Source organism: Enterobacter sp. Ap-1006, assembly GCF_011752835.1.
Taxonomy (GTDB): Bacteria; Pseudomonadota; Gammaproteobacteria; order Enterobacterales; family Enterobacteriaceae; genus Cedecea.
Genome location: NZ_VWWU01000006.1, coordinates 25,647 through 44,213, shown reverse-complemented (window position 1 = coordinate 44,213; position 18,567 = coordinate 25,647). Strand labels below are relative to the sequence as shown.

At 56.2% G+C, this 18,567-nt stretch carries 18 protein-coding genes; 13 read left to right on the top strand and 5 right to left on the bottom strand.

Translation table 11 applies throughout. From position 1 onward, the window contains the following. Positions 1–38 precede the first annotated feature (38 nt). The 13 genes from damX (at position 39) to F3J28_RS18010 (ending at position 12,198) form a co-directional block, all read left to right on the top strand. Positions 39–1,316 (top strand): cell division protein DamX, encoded by a 1,278-nt coding sequence (damX, locus tag F3J28_RS18070; RefSeq protein WP_166878428.1) that lies wholly within the window; start codon positions 39–41, stop codon positions 1,314–1,316. 63 nt (positions 1,317–1,379) lie between these two features. Further along, the gene (dam, locus tag F3J28_RS18065; protein WP_166878425.1) at positions 1,380–2,204 is read left to right on the top strand and encodes an adenine-specific DNA-methyltransferase; all 825 of its coding nucleotides are present in this window, start codon (positions 1,380–1,382) and stop codon (positions 2,202–2,204) included. A 46-nt stretch (positions 2,205–2,250) separates the two neighbouring features. Next, positions 2,251–2,928 (top strand): ribulose-phosphate 3-epimerase, encoded by a 678-nt coding sequence (gene rpe, locus F3J28_RS18060; protein WP_039288419.1) that lies wholly within the window; start codon positions 2,251–2,253, stop codon positions 2,926–2,928. Then, complete coding sequence (locus F3J28_RS18055) at positions 2,921–3,634, top strand: phosphoglycolate phosphatase (protein ID WP_008457827.1); 714 nt, start codon at positions 2,921–2,923, stop codon at positions 3,632–3,634. Before rpe ends, F3J28_RS18055 begins: the two co-directional genes overlap by 8 nt. Then, positions 3,627–4,631: a tryptophan--tRNA ligase gene (trpS, locus tag F3J28_RS18050; RefSeq protein ID WP_008457824.1), complete on the top strand. Its 1,005-nt coding sequence runs from the start codon at positions 3,627–3,629 to the stop codon at positions 4,629–4,631. Before F3J28_RS18055 ends, trpS begins: the two co-directional genes overlap by 8 nt. A gap of 136 nt (positions 4,632–4,767) precedes the next feature. Next, the gene (gene yhfZ, locus F3J28_RS18045) at positions 4,768–5,673 is read left to right on the top strand and encodes a GntR family transcriptional regulator YhfZ (protein WP_166878422.1); all 906 of its coding nucleotides are present in this window, start codon (positions 4,768–4,770) and stop codon (positions 5,671–5,673) included. A gap of 14 nt (positions 5,674–5,687) precedes the next feature. Then, positions 5,688–6,044 (top strand): hypothetical protein, encoded by a 357-nt coding sequence (locus F3J28_RS18040; protein WP_039298371.1) that lies wholly within the window; start codon positions 5,688–5,690, stop codon positions 6,042–6,044. A gap of 88 nt (positions 6,045–6,132) precedes the next feature. Beyond that, positions 6,133–7,305, top strand: a complete 1,173-nt coding sequence (locus F3J28_RS18035) for a YhfX family PLP-dependent enzyme (protein ID WP_166878419.1) — start codon at positions 6,133–6,135, stop codon at positions 7,303–7,305. Further along, entirely contained in the window at positions 7,298–8,542 is a 1,245-nt protein-coding gene (locus F3J28_RS18030) for a phosphopentomutase (protein WP_166878416.1), read from the top strand. The genes F3J28_RS18035 and F3J28_RS18030 overlap by 8 nt, the downstream gene beginning before the upstream one ends. Beyond that, a complete protein-coding gene (locus tag F3J28_RS18025; RefSeq protein ID WP_166878413.1) occupies positions 8,529–9,419 on the top strand; it encodes a phosphotriesterase-related protein in 891 nt (296 codons plus the stop codon). Before F3J28_RS18030 ends, F3J28_RS18025 begins: the two co-directional genes overlap by 14 nt. A 9-nt stretch (positions 9,420–9,428) precedes the next feature. Continuing rightward, positions 9,429–9,782 (top strand): DUF2620 domain-containing protein, encoded by a 354-nt coding sequence (locus tag F3J28_RS18020; protein ID WP_038478118.1) that lies wholly within the window; start codon positions 9,429–9,431, stop codon positions 9,780–9,782. A 10-nt stretch (positions 9,783–9,792) separates the two neighbouring features. Further along, a complete protein-coding gene (locus tag F3J28_RS18015; protein ID WP_166868062.1) occupies positions 9,793–11,097 on the top strand; it encodes a YhfT family protein in 1,305 nt (434 codons plus the stop codon). Between the two features lie 9 nt (positions 11,098–11,106). After that, on the top strand, positions 11,107–12,198 hold the full coding sequence (locus F3J28_RS18010; protein ID WP_166878410.1) for a PLP-dependent transferase: 1,092 nt from the start codon (positions 11,107–11,109) through the stop codon (positions 12,196–12,198). 27 nt (positions 12,199–12,225) lie between these two features. Here F3J28_RS18010 and cysG read toward each other — a convergent pair whose 3' ends face one another. The 5 genes from cysG to F3J28_RS17985 form a co-directional block, all read right to left on the bottom strand. Next, a complete protein-coding gene (cysG, locus tag F3J28_RS18005) occupies positions 12,226–13,599 on the bottom strand; it encodes a siroheme synthase CysG (RefSeq protein WP_085540146.1) in 1,374 nt (457 codons plus the stop codon). A gap of 13 nt (positions 13,600–13,612) precedes the next feature. Then, positions 13,613–14,419: a nitrite transporter NirC gene (gene nirC / locus F3J28_RS18000; RefSeq protein ID WP_166878407.1), complete on the bottom strand. Its 807-nt coding sequence runs from the start codon at positions 14,417–14,419 to the stop codon at positions 13,613–13,615. A gap of 153 nt (positions 14,420–14,572) precedes the next feature. Beyond that, the gene (gene nirD / locus F3J28_RS17995) at positions 14,573–14,899 is read right to left on the bottom strand and encodes a nitrite reductase small subunit NirD (RefSeq protein ID WP_008457053.1); all 327 of its coding nucleotides are present in this window, start codon (positions 14,897–14,899) and stop codon (positions 14,573–14,575) included. Beyond that, the gene (nirB, locus tag F3J28_RS17990) at positions 14,896–17,445 is read right to left on the bottom strand and encodes a nitrite reductase large subunit NirB (RefSeq protein ID WP_166878404.1); all 2,550 of its coding nucleotides are present in this window, start codon (positions 17,443–17,445) and stop codon (positions 14,896–14,898) included. Before nirB ends, nirD begins: the two co-directional genes overlap by 4 nt. A 177-nt stretch (positions 17,446–17,622) precedes the next feature. Beyond that, a complete protein-coding gene (locus F3J28_RS17985; RefSeq protein WP_166878402.1) occupies positions 17,623–18,513 on the bottom strand; it encodes a LysR family transcriptional regulator in 891 nt (296 codons plus the stop codon). Positions 18,514–18,567: the final 54 nt, after the last annotated feature.

Sequence of the window (18,567 nt, the reverse complement as noted above, 5' to 3'; positions counted from 1 at the left end):
ATGCAGAGATGAGCATACGCCTTTGAGTGGGGTGTTAAATGGATGAGTTTAAACCAGAAGACGAGCTGAAACCCGATCCAAGCGATCGTCGTCCTGGGCGTTCCCGCAAATCTGACGAGTTCGATAAAGAACCGCAGATCAACGTTGATGACGTCGATCTTGATGCGGACGATCGTCGTCCTTCTCGTTCACGCCGTGAGCGTGAAGAAGAGGTTGAGGAAGAGTACGAAGGTGATGACGGCCTGGCCGCAGAGTCTCGTCCGGCGCGTGGGCGTAAAAAGGCAGCAAAACAGAAAGCACCTGCTTCTCGTCAGCACATCATGATGGGCGTCGGGATTCTGGTCCTGCTGCTGCTTATCATCGGCATCGGTTCAGCCCTGAAAGCACCTTCATCTACCCCAGATACTGCCGAGCAAAAACCAGGCGCGGAGAAGAGCATCGATCTCTCCGGTTCGAACGGTGCGGCACCTGCCGATCAACCACAGTCAGGGAATACCCCAGCGGCTGGCCAGCAGAATCCGCAGGATGTTTCCCTGCCACCTATTTCTTCTACACCAACCCAGGCTCAGACGCAGCCGCAGCCGGAAGGGCAGCAGCGCGTTGAGGTTCCTGGAAACCTGAATAACGCCCTGACTCAGCCTCAGCAACAGGGCCAGATTGACAACGTGGTGAGCAATTCCATGCTGCCAACTGAACCCGCTACCGTCGCGCCAATCGCTGGCAGCAAAACCGAACCGCGTAAGCTGGCCGGTACCCAGGAGCCAACCCGCACCGTTGAATCTCGTCCTGAGCGCAAGAAAACGGTCATTGAGCCTGTGCGTAAAGCCGAGCCTAAACCGCAGGTGAAAGCTGAAAGCAAACCAGTGGCAACGGTGAAACGTAGCGAACCTGCCCCGGTGGTTTCTGCTCCGGTCACTGCACCATCAACCAGCGCAGCTACTTCAACCCCGGCACCGAAAGCGACAGCATCTACTGCGCCAAAAGCAGCACCGCAAGCTGCAGCGACGGCCAGCACTGGCAGCACGGTAACGGGGGATGCTAGCGCCATTAAGAGTGCGCCAGGCAGCCACTACACGCTGCAGCTGAGCTCTTCTTCAAACTCCGCAAACCTGAATGCGTGGGCGAAAAAAGAGAATCTGCAGCACTATATGGTTTACCAGACTCAGCGTAACGGCCAGCCATGGTTCGTGCTGGTGAGCGGTGTTTATGCCACGAAAGACGATGCAAAACGCGCGGTGACAAGCCTGCCGGCAGACGTTCAGGCTAAGAATCCGTGGGCAAAACCTATTCATCAGGTGCAGTCTGACCTCAAGTGAAAATAAGCGCAGTCGCTGTCGGAGCCTTTCCACAGCTGGATAAGGTGTAAATAGTAAGACAGCATGAAAAAAAATCGCGCTTTTCTGAAATGGGCAGGGGGGAAATTCCCCCTGCTGGACGACATAAAAAAGCATCTGCCGGAAGGCGACTGTCTGATTGAGCCCTTTGTTGGCGCGGGGTCGGTATTTCTTAATACCGACTACTCACGCTACGTCCTCGCCGATATCAATAGCGATCTGATTAACCTCTACGACATTGTCAAAAACCGTGCAGATGAGTACGTGCGGGAGTCTCGTTCGCTCTTTACCAAAGCGCAAAACGAGGAAGCGATTTATTACGCTTGCCGCACTGAGTTTAACCAAAGCACTGACAAATTCCGGCGCGCGGTGTTGTTTTTGTACCTCAACCGCCATTGTTACAACGGCCTGTGCCGTTATAATCTGCGCGGTGAATTTAACGTGCCGTTTGGCCGCTACAGCAAACCTTACTTCCCTGAAGAGGAACTGTACAACTTTGCCGAACGGGCTAAAAATGCCACTTTTGTCTGCCAGTCTTATGATGTCAGCATGGTAAACGTTGCTGCGGGTTCCGTAGTGTATTGCGATCCGCCCTATGCGCCGCTTTCCGCCACCGCCAACTTTACCGCTTATCACACGGACAGCTTCAGTATGGTGCAGCAGCAGCACCTGGCCGAGCTGGCTGAAAGGCTGCGGGAGCAGAGTATTCCGGTGCTGATTTCTAATCATGACACCGAGCTGACTCGCCAGTGGTATCAGAACGCCACCGATTTCCATAAGCTGCAGGTTCGCCGCAGCATCAGCCGAAACGGTGGTAAACGTAACAAGGTGGACGAACTTCTGGCCCTTTATAAAGCGAAGGTTGCCTGAGCCGTTTCGCCCGCCGCCGAAAGATGAATGACTCCTGGAGAAGCGGATGAAACAGTATTTGATTGCCCCCTCAATCCTCTCTGCCGACTTCGCCCGACTGGGCGAGGATACGGCTAAAGCACTCGCCGCAGGTGGTGACGTCGTCCATTTTGATGTTATGGACAACCACTACGTCCCTAACCTGACGATGGGGCCAATGGTGCTTAAGGCGCTGCGCGATTACGGTATCACTGCGCCTATCGACGTTCACCTGATGGTGAAACCCGTTGACCGCATCATTCCTGATTTCGCCGCGGCCGGTGCCAGCATTATTACCTTCCATCCTGAAGCCTCTGAACATGTCGATCGCTCTCTGCAACTGATCAAAGAACACGGCTGTAAAGCGGGCCTGGTGCTGAACCCGGCGACCTCGCTTTCCTGGCTGGATCACGTCATGGACAAACTGGATGTCATTTTGCTGATGTCCGTCAACCCTGGTTTTGGCGGCCAGTCGTTTATTCCACACACGCTGGAAAAACTGCGCCAGGTTCGCGAACGTATTGATGCCTCCGGCTATGATATTCGCCTTGAAGTGGATGGCGGCGTCAAAGCCGACAACATTGCGGAAATCGCCGCCGCGGGTGCGGATATGTTCGTTGCAGGTTCCGCTATTTTCGGCCAGCCTGATTATAAAGCGGTGGTTGACCGCATGCGTTCTGAACTGGCTAAGGTAAGTCATGGATAAGTTTCAAAAAATTCGGGGTGTTGCCTTCGATCTCGACGGCACGCTCATCGACACGGCGCTTGGCCTGAGTCAGGCCGTTGATCTGGCGCTTTATGCGCTTGAACTGCCTGTGGCCGGCGAAGATCGCGTTGTCACCTGGATCGGCAACGGCGCAGATATTATGATGCAGCGGGCGCTTAAGTGGTCGCTTAAAGATAAAGAACCCGACCTCGCCCAGCTGAATATGGCGCGCAAACTGTTCGATCGCTTCTATGCTGAAACGGTGGAAGAGGGGAGCTTCTTGTTCCCGGGCGTAGCCGCAACGCTTGCTGCGCTGAAAGAAAAAGGCCTGCCGCTCGCCGTCGTCACAAACAAACCCACGCCTTTTGTCACGCCGCTGCTGGAAGATCTGGGCATTGCCCATTATTTCCAGACCATCATCGGCGGGGACGATGTGAAAGAGAAAAAGCCACACCCGGAAGCGCTGTACAAAGTCATGGAAACCCTGGGGCTGGCGGCGGATGAGCTGCTTTTTGTCGGCGATTCCCGTAATGACATTCAGGCTGCACAGGCGGCCGGCTGCCCAAGCGTCGGCCTGACCTGGGGCTATAACTATGGCGAAGCGATTGGGTTGAGCAACCCGGACGTTGTGTTCGATCGTTTCGAAGACTTATTGCCCGCTTTCGGGCTACCACCTTTAGCAAATCAGGAAGCAGAACATGAGTAAGCCCATCGTATTTAGCGGCGCCCAGCCGTCAGGCGAATTAACTATCGGTAACTACATGGGTGCGCTGCGTCAGTGGGTAAACATGCAGGATGATTACCATTGCATTTACTGCATCGTTGACCAGCATGCGATCACCGTTCGTCAGGACCCGACCGCGCTGCGCAAAGCGACGCTGGACACTCTGGCGCTGTATCTGGCCTGTGGCATTGACCCGAAAAAAAGCACCATCTTTGTTCAGTCCCACGTGCCGGAGCACGCGCAGCTGGGCTGGGTGCTGAACTGCTACACCTATTTCGGCGAGCTGAGCCGCATGACGCAGTTCAAGGACAAATCTGCCCGCTATGAAGAAAACATCAACGCCGGCCTGTTTGACTACCCGGTGCTGATGGCCGCAGACATTCTGCTGTATCAGACCAACCAGGTCCCGGTGGGTGAAGACCAGAAACAGCATCTGGAGCTGAGCCGCGACGTGGCCAGCCGCTTCAACGCGCTGTACGGCGACATCTTCAAAGTGCCTGAGCCATTTATTCCTAAGTCCGGTGCCCGCGTGATGTCCCTGCTGGAGCCGACCAAGAAGATGTCCAAGTCTGACGATAACCGCAATAACGTCATCGGCCTGCTGGAAGATCCGAAATCCGTGGTGAAGAAGATCAAGCGTGCGGTAACCGACTCCGAAGAGCCGCCTGTGGTGCGCTACGACGTGAAAGAGAAAGCGGGTGTTTCTAACCTGCTGGACATTCTTTCCGGCGTCACCGGCAAAGCAATTCCTGAGCTGGAAGCCAGCTTTGAAGGCAAGATGTATGGTCATCTGAAGGGCGAAGTGGCGGAAGCCGTGTCCGGTATGCTGACCGAGCTTCAGGAGCGCTATCACCGTTACCGTAACGACGAAGCTTTCCTGCAGCAGGTCATGAAAGAGGGCGCTGAAAAAGCCCGCGCCCGCGCCGGTGAGACGCTGAAAAAGGTCTACGAAGCGATCGGTTTCGTCGCTCATCCATAATCTTTCCCTATGAATAACCCGCCGCCTGGCGGGTTATTTCTTTTTTGTGACTGCATTCTCCTTTTGTCATTTTCCCCTTTGCCATCTATATTCAATTTTATGAAGATATATTCATTCAATAAATTGAAGATAACCGATGAGCCGCAGCTTTATTAAAAAAGAGGGCGTTGCCCAGTCCAGCCTGGCCCGTTATTTACTGGGTGAGAAATGTGGTAACAGGCTGAAAACCATAGATGAATTAGCTGGTGAATGCGGCTTTTCCGTTGGCCTGACGCAGGCCGCTTTGAAGACGCTGGAGAAGGCCGGGGCCGTGAGCGTTGAGCGCCGTGGCCGCAACGGCAGCTACCTGCTGAGCATGGATAACAAAGCCCTATTGGCGTTCGCGGACATCGGCAATGTAGTGTGTGCTATGCCGCTGCCGTACACCCGGCTTTATGAAGGGCTTGCCAGCGGTCTGAAGGCGCAGTTTGACGGGATCCCGTTTTATTATGCCCATATGCGTGGGTCGGATGTTCGCGTGGAATGTCTGCTGAATGGCGTTTATGACCTGGCCGTCGTGTCCAGGCTGGCAGCGGACAGCTACCTCAGCAACCCGGATCTTTTTATCGCGCTGGCGCTGGGGCCGCACACTTACGTGGGCGAGCACAAGCTGATTTGCCGCGCCGGGCAGCAGGAGAGCATCCGCCGTATTGGGATTGATCCTCGTTCGGCGGATCAGCGCATCATGACGGATGTTTATTTCTCCGGGCAGGATGTGGAATTGCTTGATGTGTCGTACCACGAGTGTCTGCACAGAATCGCGAAGGGCAGCGTGGATGCGGTGATTTGGAACGTCAGCAACGAAGCCGATTTGACGGCACTGGGGCTGACCGCCCTCCCGTTAAGCGGGGACAAATGCTTCCTGACGGCGTCGGAAGCGGTGGTGCTGACGCGAAGTGAAGATATCCCTATTCAGCAATTGCTGAGAACGGTGGTGGATAAGAATGCCCTGCTGGCGCATCAGCAAAGCGTGCTGAACGGTGAACAGGAACCAAGCTATTGACAGAGGTAATCAGTATGGAAGACCGGCTCAATCTGCTCTGCGAGGCAGGCGTCATCGACCGGGATATTTGTGATGGCATGAAAGTGGTTGTGACGCAGCTGGAGACCCACTGGGCTATTCCGCTGCAGAACGATCAGGGGGCAATGGCGATCACCCACATGGCTAACGCGCTGATGCGCAGCCGTCGTGGGGAAGAGGTAAACCCACTGGATGAAGAGCTGCTGGCGGAGATTAAAACCGACAGCGTCTTTGGTGATGTTGAGCAAGCCCACCACGCATTGCTGGCGCCGTTCAACGTGCAGCTGCATCCGAACGAAGAAGGGTATCTGCTGGCTAACCTCTTCAGCCTGTGGCTGATTCATAAGAGCTAACGGATTTATTTGCAGCGTTTTTTCTTAGCTTAAATATTCAAAAAAATGATTATTTAAGAGGTTTATTTATCAGGTCGCGAGGCAAGGCATGTTTATTGAGGCACTCAAGGCACAGAACCCGGCGTTGATTGATGCGGCCAGAACGCTTTGGCGGCAGGGCGCGGTACTTCCCGATACCTGGATTATCGATGTCGATCAGGTTCTGGAGAACGGCCGGAAACTGCTCGCGGCCGCGCAGAAGCACGGCATCACGCTCTACTTTATGACCAAGCAAATCGGGCGTAATCCCTGGCTTGCCAACAGGCTGATTGAGTTGGGCTTTAAAGGCGCCGTGGCCGTTGATTTTAAAGAAGCCCGCACGCTGCGTGAAGCCAATGTGCCCGTCTCACATGTGGGCCATCTGGTGCAGGTGCCGGTGGCCCTGGTCGAAGAGAATGTTAACGGCGAGACGGAAATCATCACGCTTTTCTCGCTGGAAAAAGCCCGCGAAGTGTCCGATGCCGCGCTGGCGAGCGGGCGTGTTCAGGCTGTAATGCTGAAGGTATTCGCCGAGTACGACCGACTTTACCCGGGCCAGGAAGCCGGTTTTCCGCTCGATGAGCTGGACGACGTGGTACGTGCCATTCGCGCAATGCCGGGCATTCGGCTTGCCGGGCTGACGCATTTCCCCTGTCTGCTCTGGAACGAAGAGCAGCAACAGACGCAGCCAACCCGCAACTTGATCACGCTGCTGAAGGCGCGGGACTTGCTGCACGAACAGGGGATTGAGATCGAGCAAATCAACGCGCCGTCGGCCTCAAGCTGCAGCACTTTCTCCATTCTGGCCGAGCACGGGGTAACTCATGCCGAACCGGGCCACGCGCTGACCGGCACCATTCCGGCGAACCAGCATGGCGATCAGCCCGAGGCGATTGCCATGCTCTATCTGACAGAAGTTTCCCATCAGTTTCAGGGCAAAAGCTATTGCTTCGGCGGGGGATATTATCGTCGCGGCCATGCGCAGAATGCGCTGGTGTTCAGCCGCGATGTGCAGCCTGAGCAGGCGCGATTGCTGCCGCCAGACAACACCAGCATTGATTATCACCTGGCTCTGGAGGGCAGCTATCCCGTTGGCAGCCCGGTGGTAATGTGCTTCCGCACGCAGATTTTTGTCACCCGCAGCGATGTGGCGCTGGTGTCCGGCATCCAGAGCGGGAACCCGGTGCTCGAGGCGCTGTACGACAGCCTTGGGCATCCGATTCCAGGAGGTCAACATGAGTAAGTTTCTGGTGCTGGTCATAGACAGCTTCGGCGTGGGCGCGATGGATGATGTACCGGAAGTCAGGCCGCAGGACATAGGCGCGAACACCTGCGGACATATCCTGCAGCATTTTCCCGACCTGCGTTTGCCTGCGTTGGAGAAACTGGGCCTGATTAACGCGCTGGGCTTTACGGCCAATGTGATGCTGCCGAACGCCGATGCCGCGTATGGCACAGCCGCACTGCAGCATGAAGGCGGGGACACTTTTATGGGGCACCAGGAAATTTTGGGCACAAGGCCACAAACGCCACTCCGTATGCCGTTTTCTGCAGTGATCGACGACGTAGAACGTGAACTGGCTGACGCTGGCTGGCAGGTTGAACGCAGAGGTGGCGAGCTGCAGTTTCTGTGGGTAAACCAGGCTGTCGCCGTGGGAGATAACCTTGAGGCCGATCTTGGACAGGTGTTTAACATCAGCGCCAATCTCAGCACCATACCGTTTGAGCAGGTACGCGCCATTGGCGAAGTCGTGCGCCGCTGCGTCAAAGTGGGTCGGGTCATTGCCTTTGGTGGCTTGCTTGAGAGCAGCGAGCAGCTGATTAACGCCGCGGAAGAGAAACAGGGGCTTTATGTCGGCATTAACGCCCCGCGTTCCGGGGTATACAAAAGTGGGTTCCAGGTGGTGCATATGGGCTACGGCGTGGATGCCAGCGTTCAGGCTCCACAGCAGCTGCATCAGGTCGGCGTTAAAACCGTGCTGGTGGGTAAAGTGGCTGATATTGCGATTAACCCGCACGGCATCAGCTACCAGAATCTGGTCGACTCGCAGCGCATTCTTGATATCACCCGGGATGAGCTGAATAAACCTGGCAGCGCCTTTATTTGTACCAACATTCAGGAAACCGATCTGGCGGGCCACGCTGAAGACGTTGCGCGCTATGCCGAGCGGCTTGAGCTGGTAGACAAAAACCTGGCTCTGCTGATGGCCGATATGCAGGTCGGGGATTGCCTGGTCGTCATGGCGGATCACGGGAACGACCCGACGATTGGCCACAGCAAGCACACTCGTGAAAACGTGCCGTTGCTGGTTTGGCAGCCCGGTATAACAGGCACTTATCTGGGCGCACGCGCTACGCTTTCTGATGTCGGCGCCACGGTTTGTGACTTTTTTAGGGCAGCCGCGCCGCAGAACGGAACGTCGTTCCTGCCGCTGCTGAATGTCTCTTCAACAGGTGGAGTGAATCATGACGGGGTATAAGCATATCGATCCATCGGGCTATACCTATGCCCACGAGCATCTTCATATCGATCTTTCCAGCTTCAAGGACAACATCGATTGCCGACTGGATCAGTACGAGCTGATTTGCGGTGAAATGAAGTCACTCTACGCGCAGGGTGTGCGCAATATCATTGAAATGACCAACCGCTACATGGGGCGCAACCCCCAGTTCCTGCTGGATATCATCCGTGATACCGGAATGAACGTGATGGCCTGCACCGGTTACTACCAGCACGATTTCTTCCCGCCGCACGTGGCCACCACGCCGGTTAAAGTGCTGGCGCAGGAGATGATCGATGAAATAGAAATTGGCATCGACGGCACGGCGTTAAAAGCGGGAATCATCGCGGAAATAGGCTCCAGCGTGGACGTTATCACCCCGGTGGAGAAGCGAGTTTTCCAGGCGGCAGCCATCGCGCATCATGAAACCGGCAGGCCGATTTCAACCCATACGTCATTCAGCACCATGGGCCTTGAGCAACTGGCGCTTCTGAAGTCATGGTGCGTGGATCTTTCCCGCGTCACCGTCGGGCACTGCGACCTGAAAGACAATCTGGACAACATCCTGCGGATGATCGATCAGGGCGCCTACGTCCAGTTCGATACCATCGGCAAAAACAGCTATTACCCGGACGAAAAACGCATTGCGATGCTGAGCGCGCTTAGAGATCGCGGGCTGCTCGACCACGTTATGCTGTCGATGGACATTACTCGTCGCTCCCATTTGAAAGCGAACGGCGGGCCAGGTTTTGACTATTTGCTTACCACGTTTGTGCCGATGCTGCTGGAGGCCGGTTTCAGCCAGCCAGACGTCGATTTGATGTTACGTGACAACCCCTCTGTCTTTTATAAGTAAGGATTTCCCATGAAAAAGATCGGTGTCGCTGGCCTACAGCGCGAACTCATCAAACAAACCATCGAAACCGCCGCGCCGGGCAGCTTCGAAGTGTTTATCTATAACGACATGGACGCCGCGCTGAAGGTGAAATCCGGCCAGCTTGATTACTACATTGGGGCCTGTAATACCGGGGCAGGTGCGGCATTGTCTATCGCCATCGCGGTGATTGGCTACAACCGCAGCTGCACCATCGCTAAGCCCGGCATTAAAGCGAAAGAAGAGCAAATTGCCCGTCTGGTTTCAGAAGGCAAAGTGGCGTTTGGTCTCTCCGTTGAGCATATCGAGCACGCCATCCCGCTGCTGGTTAACCATTTAAAATAAAGGCATCCGTATGGAATTTTACCTTCACCTTGTTGTTGTTGCCTTGCTGACCGGGATGACGGCTTTGCTGGCGCACCGCTCCGCGGCGGTGTTCCATGACGGGATTCGACCTATTCTGCCGCAGCTTATTGAAGGCAATATGAACCGCCGTGAAGCGGGGAGTATCGCCTTTGGCCTGAGCATTGGCTTTGTGGCCTCCGTCGGGATCTCCTTCACCCTGAAAACCGGCCTGCTCAACAGCTGGCTGCTGTTCCTGCCGACCGACATTCTCGGCGTGCTGGCGGCTAACAGCGTGCTGGCGTTTGGGCTGGGTGCCGTCTGGGGGATTCTGATCCTCACCTGCCTTGTGCCGGTGAACCACCTGCTGACCGCGCTGCCGGTAGATGTTCTCGGCTCGTTGGGTGAGCTGAGTTCTCCGGTGGTATCTGCCTTTGCGTTGTTCCCGTTGGTTGCGATTTTCTACCAGTTTGGCTGGAAGAACAGCCTGTTCGCGGCGGTGGTTGTACTGCTGACCCGCGTGCTGGTGGTGCGTTTCTTCCCGCAGCTTAACCCGGAGTCGATCGAGATTTTCGTGGGTATGATTATGCTGCTGGCGATCGCGATTTTTCAGGATCTGCGCTCCCGGGATAAACATGAACACGATGCTCACGGGCAGTCGGTGTTTGAAGAACGGACGTCCAGGATTATCAAGAATTTGCCGTATATTGCCATCGTTGGCGGGCTGATCGCCACCGTTGCCAGCATGAAGCTGTTTGCGGGCAGCGAGGTCTCCATCTTTACGCTGGAAAAAGCCTACAAAATTGGGCTGGATCCGACACAGTCTCAAAGCCTGATTGATCAGGCCGCACTGGCTGAGTTTATGCGTGGCCTGGGTTTTGTGCCGATGATTGCCACGACGGCGCTGGCGACCGGCGTTTATGCCGTGGCCGGGTTCACCTTTGTATTCGCCGTCGGCTACCTGATTGCTAACCCGCTACTCGCTTTTGTGGTCGGGGCGCTGGTGATTTCGGCTGAAGTCCTGCTGCTGCGCTCTATCGGGAAATGGCTGGGCCGCTATCCTTCGGTGCGTAACGCCTCGGACAACATCCGCAACGCGATGAACATGCTGATGGAGATGGCGCTGCTGATTGGCTCTATCTTTGCCGCCATCAAAATGGCGGGTTATACCGGCTTCACCATTGCGACAGCGCTGTACTTCCTGAACGAATCGCTGGGTCGCCCGGTGCAGAAAATGGCCGCGCCGGTTGTGGCGGTGATGATAACCGGCATTGTGTTGAATATTCTGTTCTTCTGCGGCCTGTTTATCCCGGCCTAAGGGGGTTATGTGGAAAGCTGGCCATTGCAAAGCCTGAGCCTGGCTCAGGCCCAGCAGAAGCAGTTCGCCCTGGTGGATATCATCTGCCGGCATTTTCCTGGGGCTGATTTTCTGAGCCTGGGGGATGTCGGCCTGGTGCCCGGTCTGAATCAGCCCAACACCACGCAGCGGGTTGAGGCCGTTCTGGCTGATTTCTTCTCTGCGCCAGCCGCCGCGCTGGTGCAGGGAGCCGGCACCGGGGCTATTCGTAGCGGGCTGGCGGCATTGCTAAACGCTGGCGATAAGCTGCTGATTCATCAGGCTCCGCTGTACCCAACCACGGCGGTTATCGCCGAACAGATGGGGCTGGAGCTGATTCGGTCAGATTTCAATAAGTTAAATGATGTGGAAGCCGCTATTGCGGCTCATCGTCCGGCTGCAGCTTTGATTCAGCATTCCCGCCAGACATTGGATGACGCCTATTCATTGGCTGATGTGGTGGCCTGTTTTAATCGCCACGCTTTGCCGTCGCTGGCCGACGATAATTATGCGGTGATGAAGGTCGACAACATCGGCTGCGAGTGCGGAGCCACGCTGTCGACCTTCTCATGCTTTAAGCTATTCGGCCCGGTGGGCGTTGGCGTTGTGGTCGGTGATAAATCAGCCGTTCAGGCTGTGCGTCAGAGCATGTACTCCGGTGGCAGTCAGGTACAGGGTTTCCAGGCTATGGAGGTGCTGCGCGGGTTAGTCTTCGCCCCGGTGATGCATGCCGTTCAGGCGCAGGTGAACGATGAGCTGGTTGCGTTATTGTCTCAGGGCGCTGTGCCTCAGGTTAAAAGTACATTTATCGCCAATGCGCAGTCAAAGGTGTTGCTGGTGGAGTTTCATCGACCGATTGCCGAAAAAGTGTTGGCCGCCGCACAAAAGCTGGGTGCATTACCTTATCCGGTAGGCGCAGAATCTAAGTATGAAATCCCGCCGCTTTTTTATCGGCTTTCCGGGACCTTTAGACAGTCTGAGCCGGAGCTGGAAAAGCGGATGATCCGCATCAACCCGAACCGCAGCGGCGCAGAAACCGTGTTAAGAATTTTGCAGGAAAGCTGTGCAGAGGCAGAAAAGTAAAAGGGAGGCTGGTGCCTCCCTTGGTATTTAATGGTTTGAGAACCAGTTTAGCCTGTCACGAAGGCCCACCACTCGGCCTACAATAATCAGCGCCGGGCTGCCAACCTGGGTGGCCAGCTCGCCTAATTGGTTTAGGGTACCGTCCACGACGCGCTGATTCACCGCCGTGCCGTTTTCTACCAGCGCAACCGGCATGCTCTCTTCCATCCCGTGGGCGATCAGCTGCTGCTGAATAGCCGAGGCCTGATTAAGCCCCATGTAAAACACCAGCGTTTGTTTCTCTGCCGCCAGGTTAGCCCAGTCGAGTTCGCCCCCGGTTTTCAAATGGCCGGTGACCAGGCGCACGCTTTGGGCGTAATCCCGGTGAGTAAGCGGAATGCCTGAGTAGGCGGAACAGCCGGAAGCTGCGGTGATCCCTGGCACGACAGAGAACGGAATTCCGCCGTTGCACAGCGTTTCCAGCTCTTCACCGCCGCGCCCGAAGATAAACGGATCGCCGCCTTTCAGGCGAACCACGCGTTTGCCTTTTTGCGCCTCCCGCAGCAGGATTTGGTTAATCTCTTCCTGCGGCACGCAGTGGTAGCCCGCCCGCTTGCCGACAAACACGCGGTCTGCATCGCGGCGGACCAGATTCATGATGTCGTCCGACACCAGGCGGTCATAAACTACAACATCGGCCTGCTGAATTTGCTGCAGGCCTTTCAGCGTCAGCAGGCCAGCATCGCCGGGGCCAGCGCCAACCAGCACCACTTCACCGCGGTGATCGAGCGGGGTGGAGAACAGCGATTCCGTCTCTTTTTCAACGGCAAGCTGGTCTTCGTTGGCCAGATACTGCGCCAGGCGATCGTTAGTGAAAAACTTCTCCCAGAAGCGGCGACGCTCGCCCATAGTGGCAAAAGTTTGTTTCACTCGGCCACGCAGAGTACCTGCAAAAGCGGCGATTTTACCCAGATGCAGCGGCAGGCTGGCTTCCAGCTTTTCGCGCAGCAGTCGGGCCAGAACAGGGGACGTGCCGCCGGAAGAGACGGCGACCATCAGCGGGGAGCGGTCGATAATCGACGGCATAATGAAGCTCGCCTGTTTCGGCGCATCCACCACGTTGCAGAAGATCCGGCGGGATTCAGCGGCGTCGCTAACCTGCTGATTCACCTCATCGTCGTCGGTGGCGGCAATTGCCAGCCAGCTTTCGTCCAGCAGCGTTTCAGAGAACGCCCCTTCGGCCAGCGTCAGCATATTTTGCTCAGCCCACACCTTAAACTGTGGGCTGAATTCGAGGGCGTTAACGGTGATGCGCGCACCTGCCTCCAGCAATAAACGCGCTTTGCGTTCAGCGACATCGCCACCGCCTACCAGCAGGCAAGCGCGGCCACGTAACTGACAAAATATCGGCAGGTGATCCACGGTCAATCCTCAATTAATTACGGGCGGTTTCCGCTGCGCCTGCGGCGGCAGGCTGCGGGCGTTCGGCTTTCGGCGTAGCATACCAATAACCCAGACCCATGAATACCACGCCGGAAAGGGTGTTCCCCAGCGTGACCCACAGCAGGTTATGGCCGATGCCGGACAGCGTATAAGCCTCGCTATGATGACCAAACCAGGACAGGGCAAACAGCGTCATGTTGGCGATGGAGTGCTCGTAGCCGGAGGCAATAAATGCCAGCAGGCACCACCAGATTGCGATGAACTTCGCCGCCCCTTCGGTGCGAATTGCCATCCAGATTGCCAGGCAAACCAGCCAGTTACACAGCGCCCCTTTAAAGAACAGCCCCATCGCTGGTGCAGTGGTTTTTGCCAGCGCGACGGCGTGCACGATACTGGTATCTACCGGCAGCAGACTACCGCCGCCCCAGCTATACAACAGCGCGACAAATACCGAGCCGACCAGGTTGCCCAGCCAGGTTTGCGGCAGAATCGCCCACATTTGGCCGTGAGAGATGGTGCCGGCTTTCACGCCGAAGGTCAGGAACATGGTGTGCCCGGTGAACAGCTCGGAACCGGCGATAATCACCAGCGTCAGGGCGATCCCGAATGTCGCCCCCATCACCAGCGGACGAATGGCCGGATCGAGTAAATTACCGAGGGTGAAAATCAGGATGATGCCAAGGCCAACGTAGGCCCCAGCCATGGCGGAACTGACCCAGAAGCCCAGAGGATTTGTCTGCGAGAGACGGTTAATGCGCGCGGCATTCGCTGCACACTTATTGATGGTGTCGGTGAACATTTTGCTATCCCAATGAAGTTAAAAATAAAAATTAAAAAAAGAACTGATTTCCCCTCACCCTAACCCTCTCCCAGTGGAGAGGGGATCGCCGGAGAAGCCTTTGTGACTTTCTCCCTCTCCTGGAGGGAGAGGGCCGGGGTGAGGGCGAATGAATTACGCTTTTATCTGCACCAGCCCGTCCTGCACGCGCGCTTCATAGTGCGGTACGGAACGGCTTTCATCTTCCAGGCACAGGCCGTCCCGCAGGCGGAAGTGCTGCTTTTTCAGCGGGCTGGCAACCCACAGTTCGGCCTGATGTTCTGCAATCAGTCCGCGGGAAAGCACGCTGGCTTCAAAGAACGGGTCGATATTACTGATGGCGTAAACCTGCTCGTCTTTACGGGGGCGGAAAATAGCCACCTGCGCCGAACCGACCAGGGCGCAAACGCCGGTTGCTGGCAGGATATCGTCTAGCTGACAAACGGTTGTCCACTGGCTCATGCGTGTTCCTCCACTTCTACCAGGGTGACCGGAATACGCTCATGCGGCGTGGCCGGACGGTGTTGATCGCGCTCGCTAACAATTTGCACATTCGGGTCGCGCTGCGGGCTGTTGATAAAGTGTTTGAAGCGAACCTGCGCCTGCGGAGTGTTCACGGTCTCCGTCCACTCGCAGATTACTTTCTCGCGCAGGCGGTTAAGCTCCGTTTCAAGCTGATCGTTCAGGCCCAGCTTGTCATCGACAATCACGCTACGCAGGTAATCAATGCCGCCTTCCAGGTTTTCCAGCCAGACGGAAGTACGGGTAAGTTTGTCGGCGGTGCGGATGTAGAACATCATGAAGCGGTCGAGATACTTGATGATGGTGTCGCGGTCGAGGTCCGCCGCCAGCAGGTCCGCATGGCGCGGTTTCATGCCGCCGTTACCACACACATACAGGTTCCAGCCCTTCTCCGTGGCGATAATACCCACGTCTTTGCCCTGCGCTTCCGCACATTCGCGGGTACAGCCGGAGACGCCAAACTTCATTTTGTGTGGGGTGCGGATGCCTTTGTAGCGGTTTTCCAGCTCGACGCCAAAGCCTACGCTGTCGCCTACACCGTAGCGGCACCAGGTGCTGCCGACGCAAGTTTTCGCCATACGCAACGCTTTGGCATAGGCGTGGCCGGTTTCTAACCCGGCTTCAATCAGCTGACGCCAGATTTCTGGCAAATCGTCCTTTTGTGCGCCGAACAGGCCGATGCGCTGAGAGCCAGTGATTTTGGTATACAGGTTGTATTCGCGGGCGATACGACCCACTTCCATCAGCCCTTCAGGCGTGATTTCGCCGCCTGCCGAGCGCGGGATCACCGAGTAGGTGCCGTCTTTCTGAATGTTGCCGAGGAAGTTATCGTTGGTGTCCTGCAGCGGCGTCAGCTCAGGCTGCAGGACGTAGTCGTTCCAGCAGGAAGCCAGCAGTGAACCCACGGTGGGTTTACACACTTCGCAGCCGTAACCCTTGCCGTATTTGTGCAGCAGCTGGTCGAAGGATTTGATTCCTTCCACGCGGATCAGGTGGTACAGCTCCTGGCGCGAGAAGGCGAAGTGTTCGCACAGGTTGTTGTTCACTTCGATACCGGCTTTGGCCAGCTCGGCGTTCAGCACCTGAGTCACCAGCGGAATACAGCCACCGCAGCCGGTCCCTGCCTTGGTTTCGGCCTTCAGCGCCGCCACGGTGTGGCAGCCTTTGTTGATGGCTTTGATCAGGTCGCCTTTGGTAACGTCAAAGCAGGAGCAGATCTGCGCGCTTTCCGGCAGCTTATCGACGCCGATAGACGGTTTGCCGCTGCTGGCGTGTGCCGGCAGGATCAGCGCATCCGGGTTTTCCGGCAGCTCAATTGCGTTCAGCACCAGCTGCAGCAGGTTGCCGTAGTCGCTGGTGTCACCCACCAGCACGGCACCAAGCAGGGTTTTATTGTCTTCGCTAACCACCAGGCGCTTGTAAACCTCTTTGCTTTCATCGAGGTAAACGTAGCTGCGGGCGTTAGGCGTGCGGGCGTGCGCATCGCCAATGCCGCCGACATCAACGCCGAGCAGTTTCAGCTTGGCGCTCATGTCGGCGCCTTCAAAGGTGTTTTCCGTGCCGAGCAGGTGGTCGGCCGTGACCTGAGCCATTTTATAACCCGGCGCAACTAGCCCAAAAACGCGGTTATTCCAGCTGGCACACTCCCCGATGGCATAAATATCCGGATCGGAAGTCTGGCACTTATCGTTGATGGTGATCCCGCCGCGCTGGGCCGTTTCGAGCCCGCATTGCGTAGCCAGCTTGTCCTGCGGACGAATACCGGTGGAGAAGACGATGAAATCCACTTCCAGCTCGCTGCCGTCAGCAAAACGCATTGTTTTACGGGCTTCAGTGCCCTGCTGGACGATTTCCTGGGTGTTTTTGCCGGTATGCACACGCACGCCCATGCGCTCGATTTTGCTGCGCAGCTGTTCGCCGCCCATGCGGTCAAGCTGCTCGGCCATCAACATTGGCGCGAATTCGATAACGTGGGTTTCCACGCCAAGGTTTTTCAGCGCCCCAGCCGCTTCCAGCCCCAGCAGGCCACCGCCGACGACGGCCCCGCGTTTGCTGCGGCGGGCGCAGGACTCAATGGCATTAAGGTCTTCGATGGTGCGGTAAACGAAGCAGTCCTGGGTTTCAGAGCCTTTAATCGGCGGGATCCACGGGTAAGAACCTGTCGCCATCACCAGTTTGTCGTAATAAACGGTGCGGCCGGTATTGGAATGGATCACTTTTTCCTGGCGATTGATGGTGATGGCACGTTCGCCAACCAGCACTTTTACGCCATGTTTTTCGTAGTAGCCGTCGCGGACAAGGGAGAGTTCTTCAGCGGTATGATGGGAGAAATAAGAAGAAAGGTGTACGCGATCGTAGGCTTTACGCGGCTCTTCACAAAATACGGTGATGTCGAACTGGTCCGGCGGGGCCTTATCAAGTAAGTCTTCGATAAAGCGATGGCCAACCATGCCATTACCGATAACTGCGATTCTGACTTTGCTCATAATTGCCTCAATTTCTTTTCTATTACCGCCTACCTTAACGATTCAGCTGTGGTGATTATTGATGCAAATCAAATGCGCCTTTATATACCCATTAAGAGGTATATCATTGATTTTGATGTGCTTTTGTAAGTTATGGAATTGTCTGGTTTTCCGCCAGTAGCAGACGCTAGAGGATATTCAGTTCAGCAAAGGGTTCGCGCGGAGCCGGGCAACAATCAAGTCAACAAAAGTGCGTACTTTGGCGGAAGCGTGGCGGCCCTCGGTATGCACCACATGTATGGGGAGTGGCTCAAGCTCGTATTCGCTCAGTACGATTTGCAGTTCCCCCTCGTGCAGGGCTGGCGCTATCTGATAATCCAGGACCCGCGTCAGCCCCCAGCCTGCTTTTGCGGTGGCAATGGATGACTCGTTGTTGTTGCACTGGAGTGCAGCGTTGATCATCACCCGCTGGTCTCCCGCAAAGCGCCACTCCGGTGAGGCCCAGGCGCTGGCCGAAGAGGCAATACGATGGTTTTTAAGGTCCGCAGGCGTCAGCGGTGTGCCGTGTTTCTCCAGATAATCTGGCGACGCGCAAACAACCCTGCGCACGGTGCCGACTTTGGTTGCCGTCAGCCCTGAATCGGGCAAATGTCCAATGCGGACGGCGACATCAATGCCTTCTTCGATGATGTTCACTTGACGATCAACGAACAGCGACCTGGCGCGCATGGTTGGCCAGGCATCAAGATAATCGGTAATAACCGGCAGGACGAATTTCTGCCCAAAGAGCACGGAGGCGGTGATCGTCAGAATCCCGGACGGCGTGGCGTAAGAGCCCGCCGCTGCGGCTTCGGCCTCCTCTATGCTGGCGAGGATTGTACGGCAGTCGGCGAGATACCTCAGGCCAGGCTCTGTCAGCTTAACGGTTCGGGTAGTGCGGATGAAGAGACGTGTGCCGATGGCCTCTTCCAGCGCGGCAATCGCGCGCGTGACCACTGGCGCACTGATATGGAGCTGGCGTGCCGCAGCGGCAAAACTCTCTGTTTCTGCGACTTTGACGAAAATTTTCATCGCCTGCCAACGATCCATGCGCAACCTCATCACCTGCCTGAAAGGAATTTCAGTATCGGGTATTCGCCGGGT

What these genes read in the sequence shown, in the direction of transcription:
- damX (WP_166878428.1), top strand. Translation starts at nt 39, where the DNA reads ATGGATGAGTTTAAACCAGAAGACGAGCTGAAACCCGATCCAAGCGAT.
- dam (WP_166878425.1), top strand. Translation starts at nt 1,380, where the DNA reads ATGAAAAAAAATCGCGCTTTTCTGAAATGGGCAGGGGGGAAATTCCCC.
- rpe (WP_039288419.1), top strand. Translation starts at nt 2,251, where the DNA reads ATGAAACAGTATTTGATTGCCCCCTCAATCCTCTCTGCCGACTTCGCC.
- F3J28_RS18055 (WP_008457827.1), top strand. Translation starts at nt 2,921, where the DNA reads ATGGATAAGTTTCAAAAAATTCGGGGTGTTGCCTTCGATCTCGACGGC.
- trpS (WP_008457824.1), top strand. Translation starts at nt 3,627, where the DNA reads ATGAGTAAGCCCATCGTATTTAGCGGCGCCCAGCCGTCAGGCGAATTA.
- yhfZ (WP_166878422.1), top strand. Translation starts at nt 4,768, where the DNA reads ATGAGCCGCAGCTTTATTAAAAAAGAGGGCGTTGCCCAGTCCAGCCTG.
- F3J28_RS18040 (WP_039298371.1), top strand. Translation starts at nt 5,688, where the DNA reads ATGGAAGACCGGCTCAATCTGCTCTGCGAGGCAGGCGTCATCGACCGG.
- F3J28_RS18035 (WP_166878419.1), top strand. Translation starts at nt 6,133, where the DNA reads ATGTTTATTGAGGCACTCAAGGCACAGAACCCGGCGTTGATTGATGCG.
- F3J28_RS18030 (WP_166878416.1), top strand. Translation starts at nt 7,298, where the DNA reads ATGAGTAAGTTTCTGGTGCTGGTCATAGACAGCTTCGGCGTGGGCGCG.
- F3J28_RS18025 (WP_166878413.1), top strand. Translation starts at nt 8,529, where the DNA reads ATGACGGGGTATAAGCATATCGATCCATCGGGCTATACCTATGCCCAC.
- F3J28_RS18020 (WP_038478118.1), top strand. Translation starts at nt 9,429, where the DNA reads ATGAAAAAGATCGGTGTCGCTGGCCTACAGCGCGAACTCATCAAACAA.
- F3J28_RS18015 (WP_166868062.1), top strand. Translation starts at nt 9,793, where the DNA reads ATGGAATTTTACCTTCACCTTGTTGTTGTTGCCTTGCTGACCGGGATG.
- nirC (WP_166878407.1), bottom strand. Translation starts at nt 14,419, where the DNA reads ATGTTCACCGACACCATCAATAAGTGTGCAGCGAATGCCGCGCGCATT.
- nirD (WP_008457053.1), bottom strand. Translation starts at nt 14,899, where the DNA reads ATGAGCCAGTGGACAACCGTTTGTCAGCTAGACGATATCCTGCCAGCA.
- nirB (WP_166878404.1), bottom strand. Translation starts at nt 17,445, where the DNA reads ATGAGCAAAGTCAGAATCGCAGTTATCGGTAATGGCATGGTTGGCCAT.
- F3J28_RS17985 (WP_166878402.1), bottom strand. Translation starts at nt 18,513, where the DNA reads ATGGATCGTTGGCAGGCGATGAAAATTTTCGTCAAAGTCGCAGAAACA.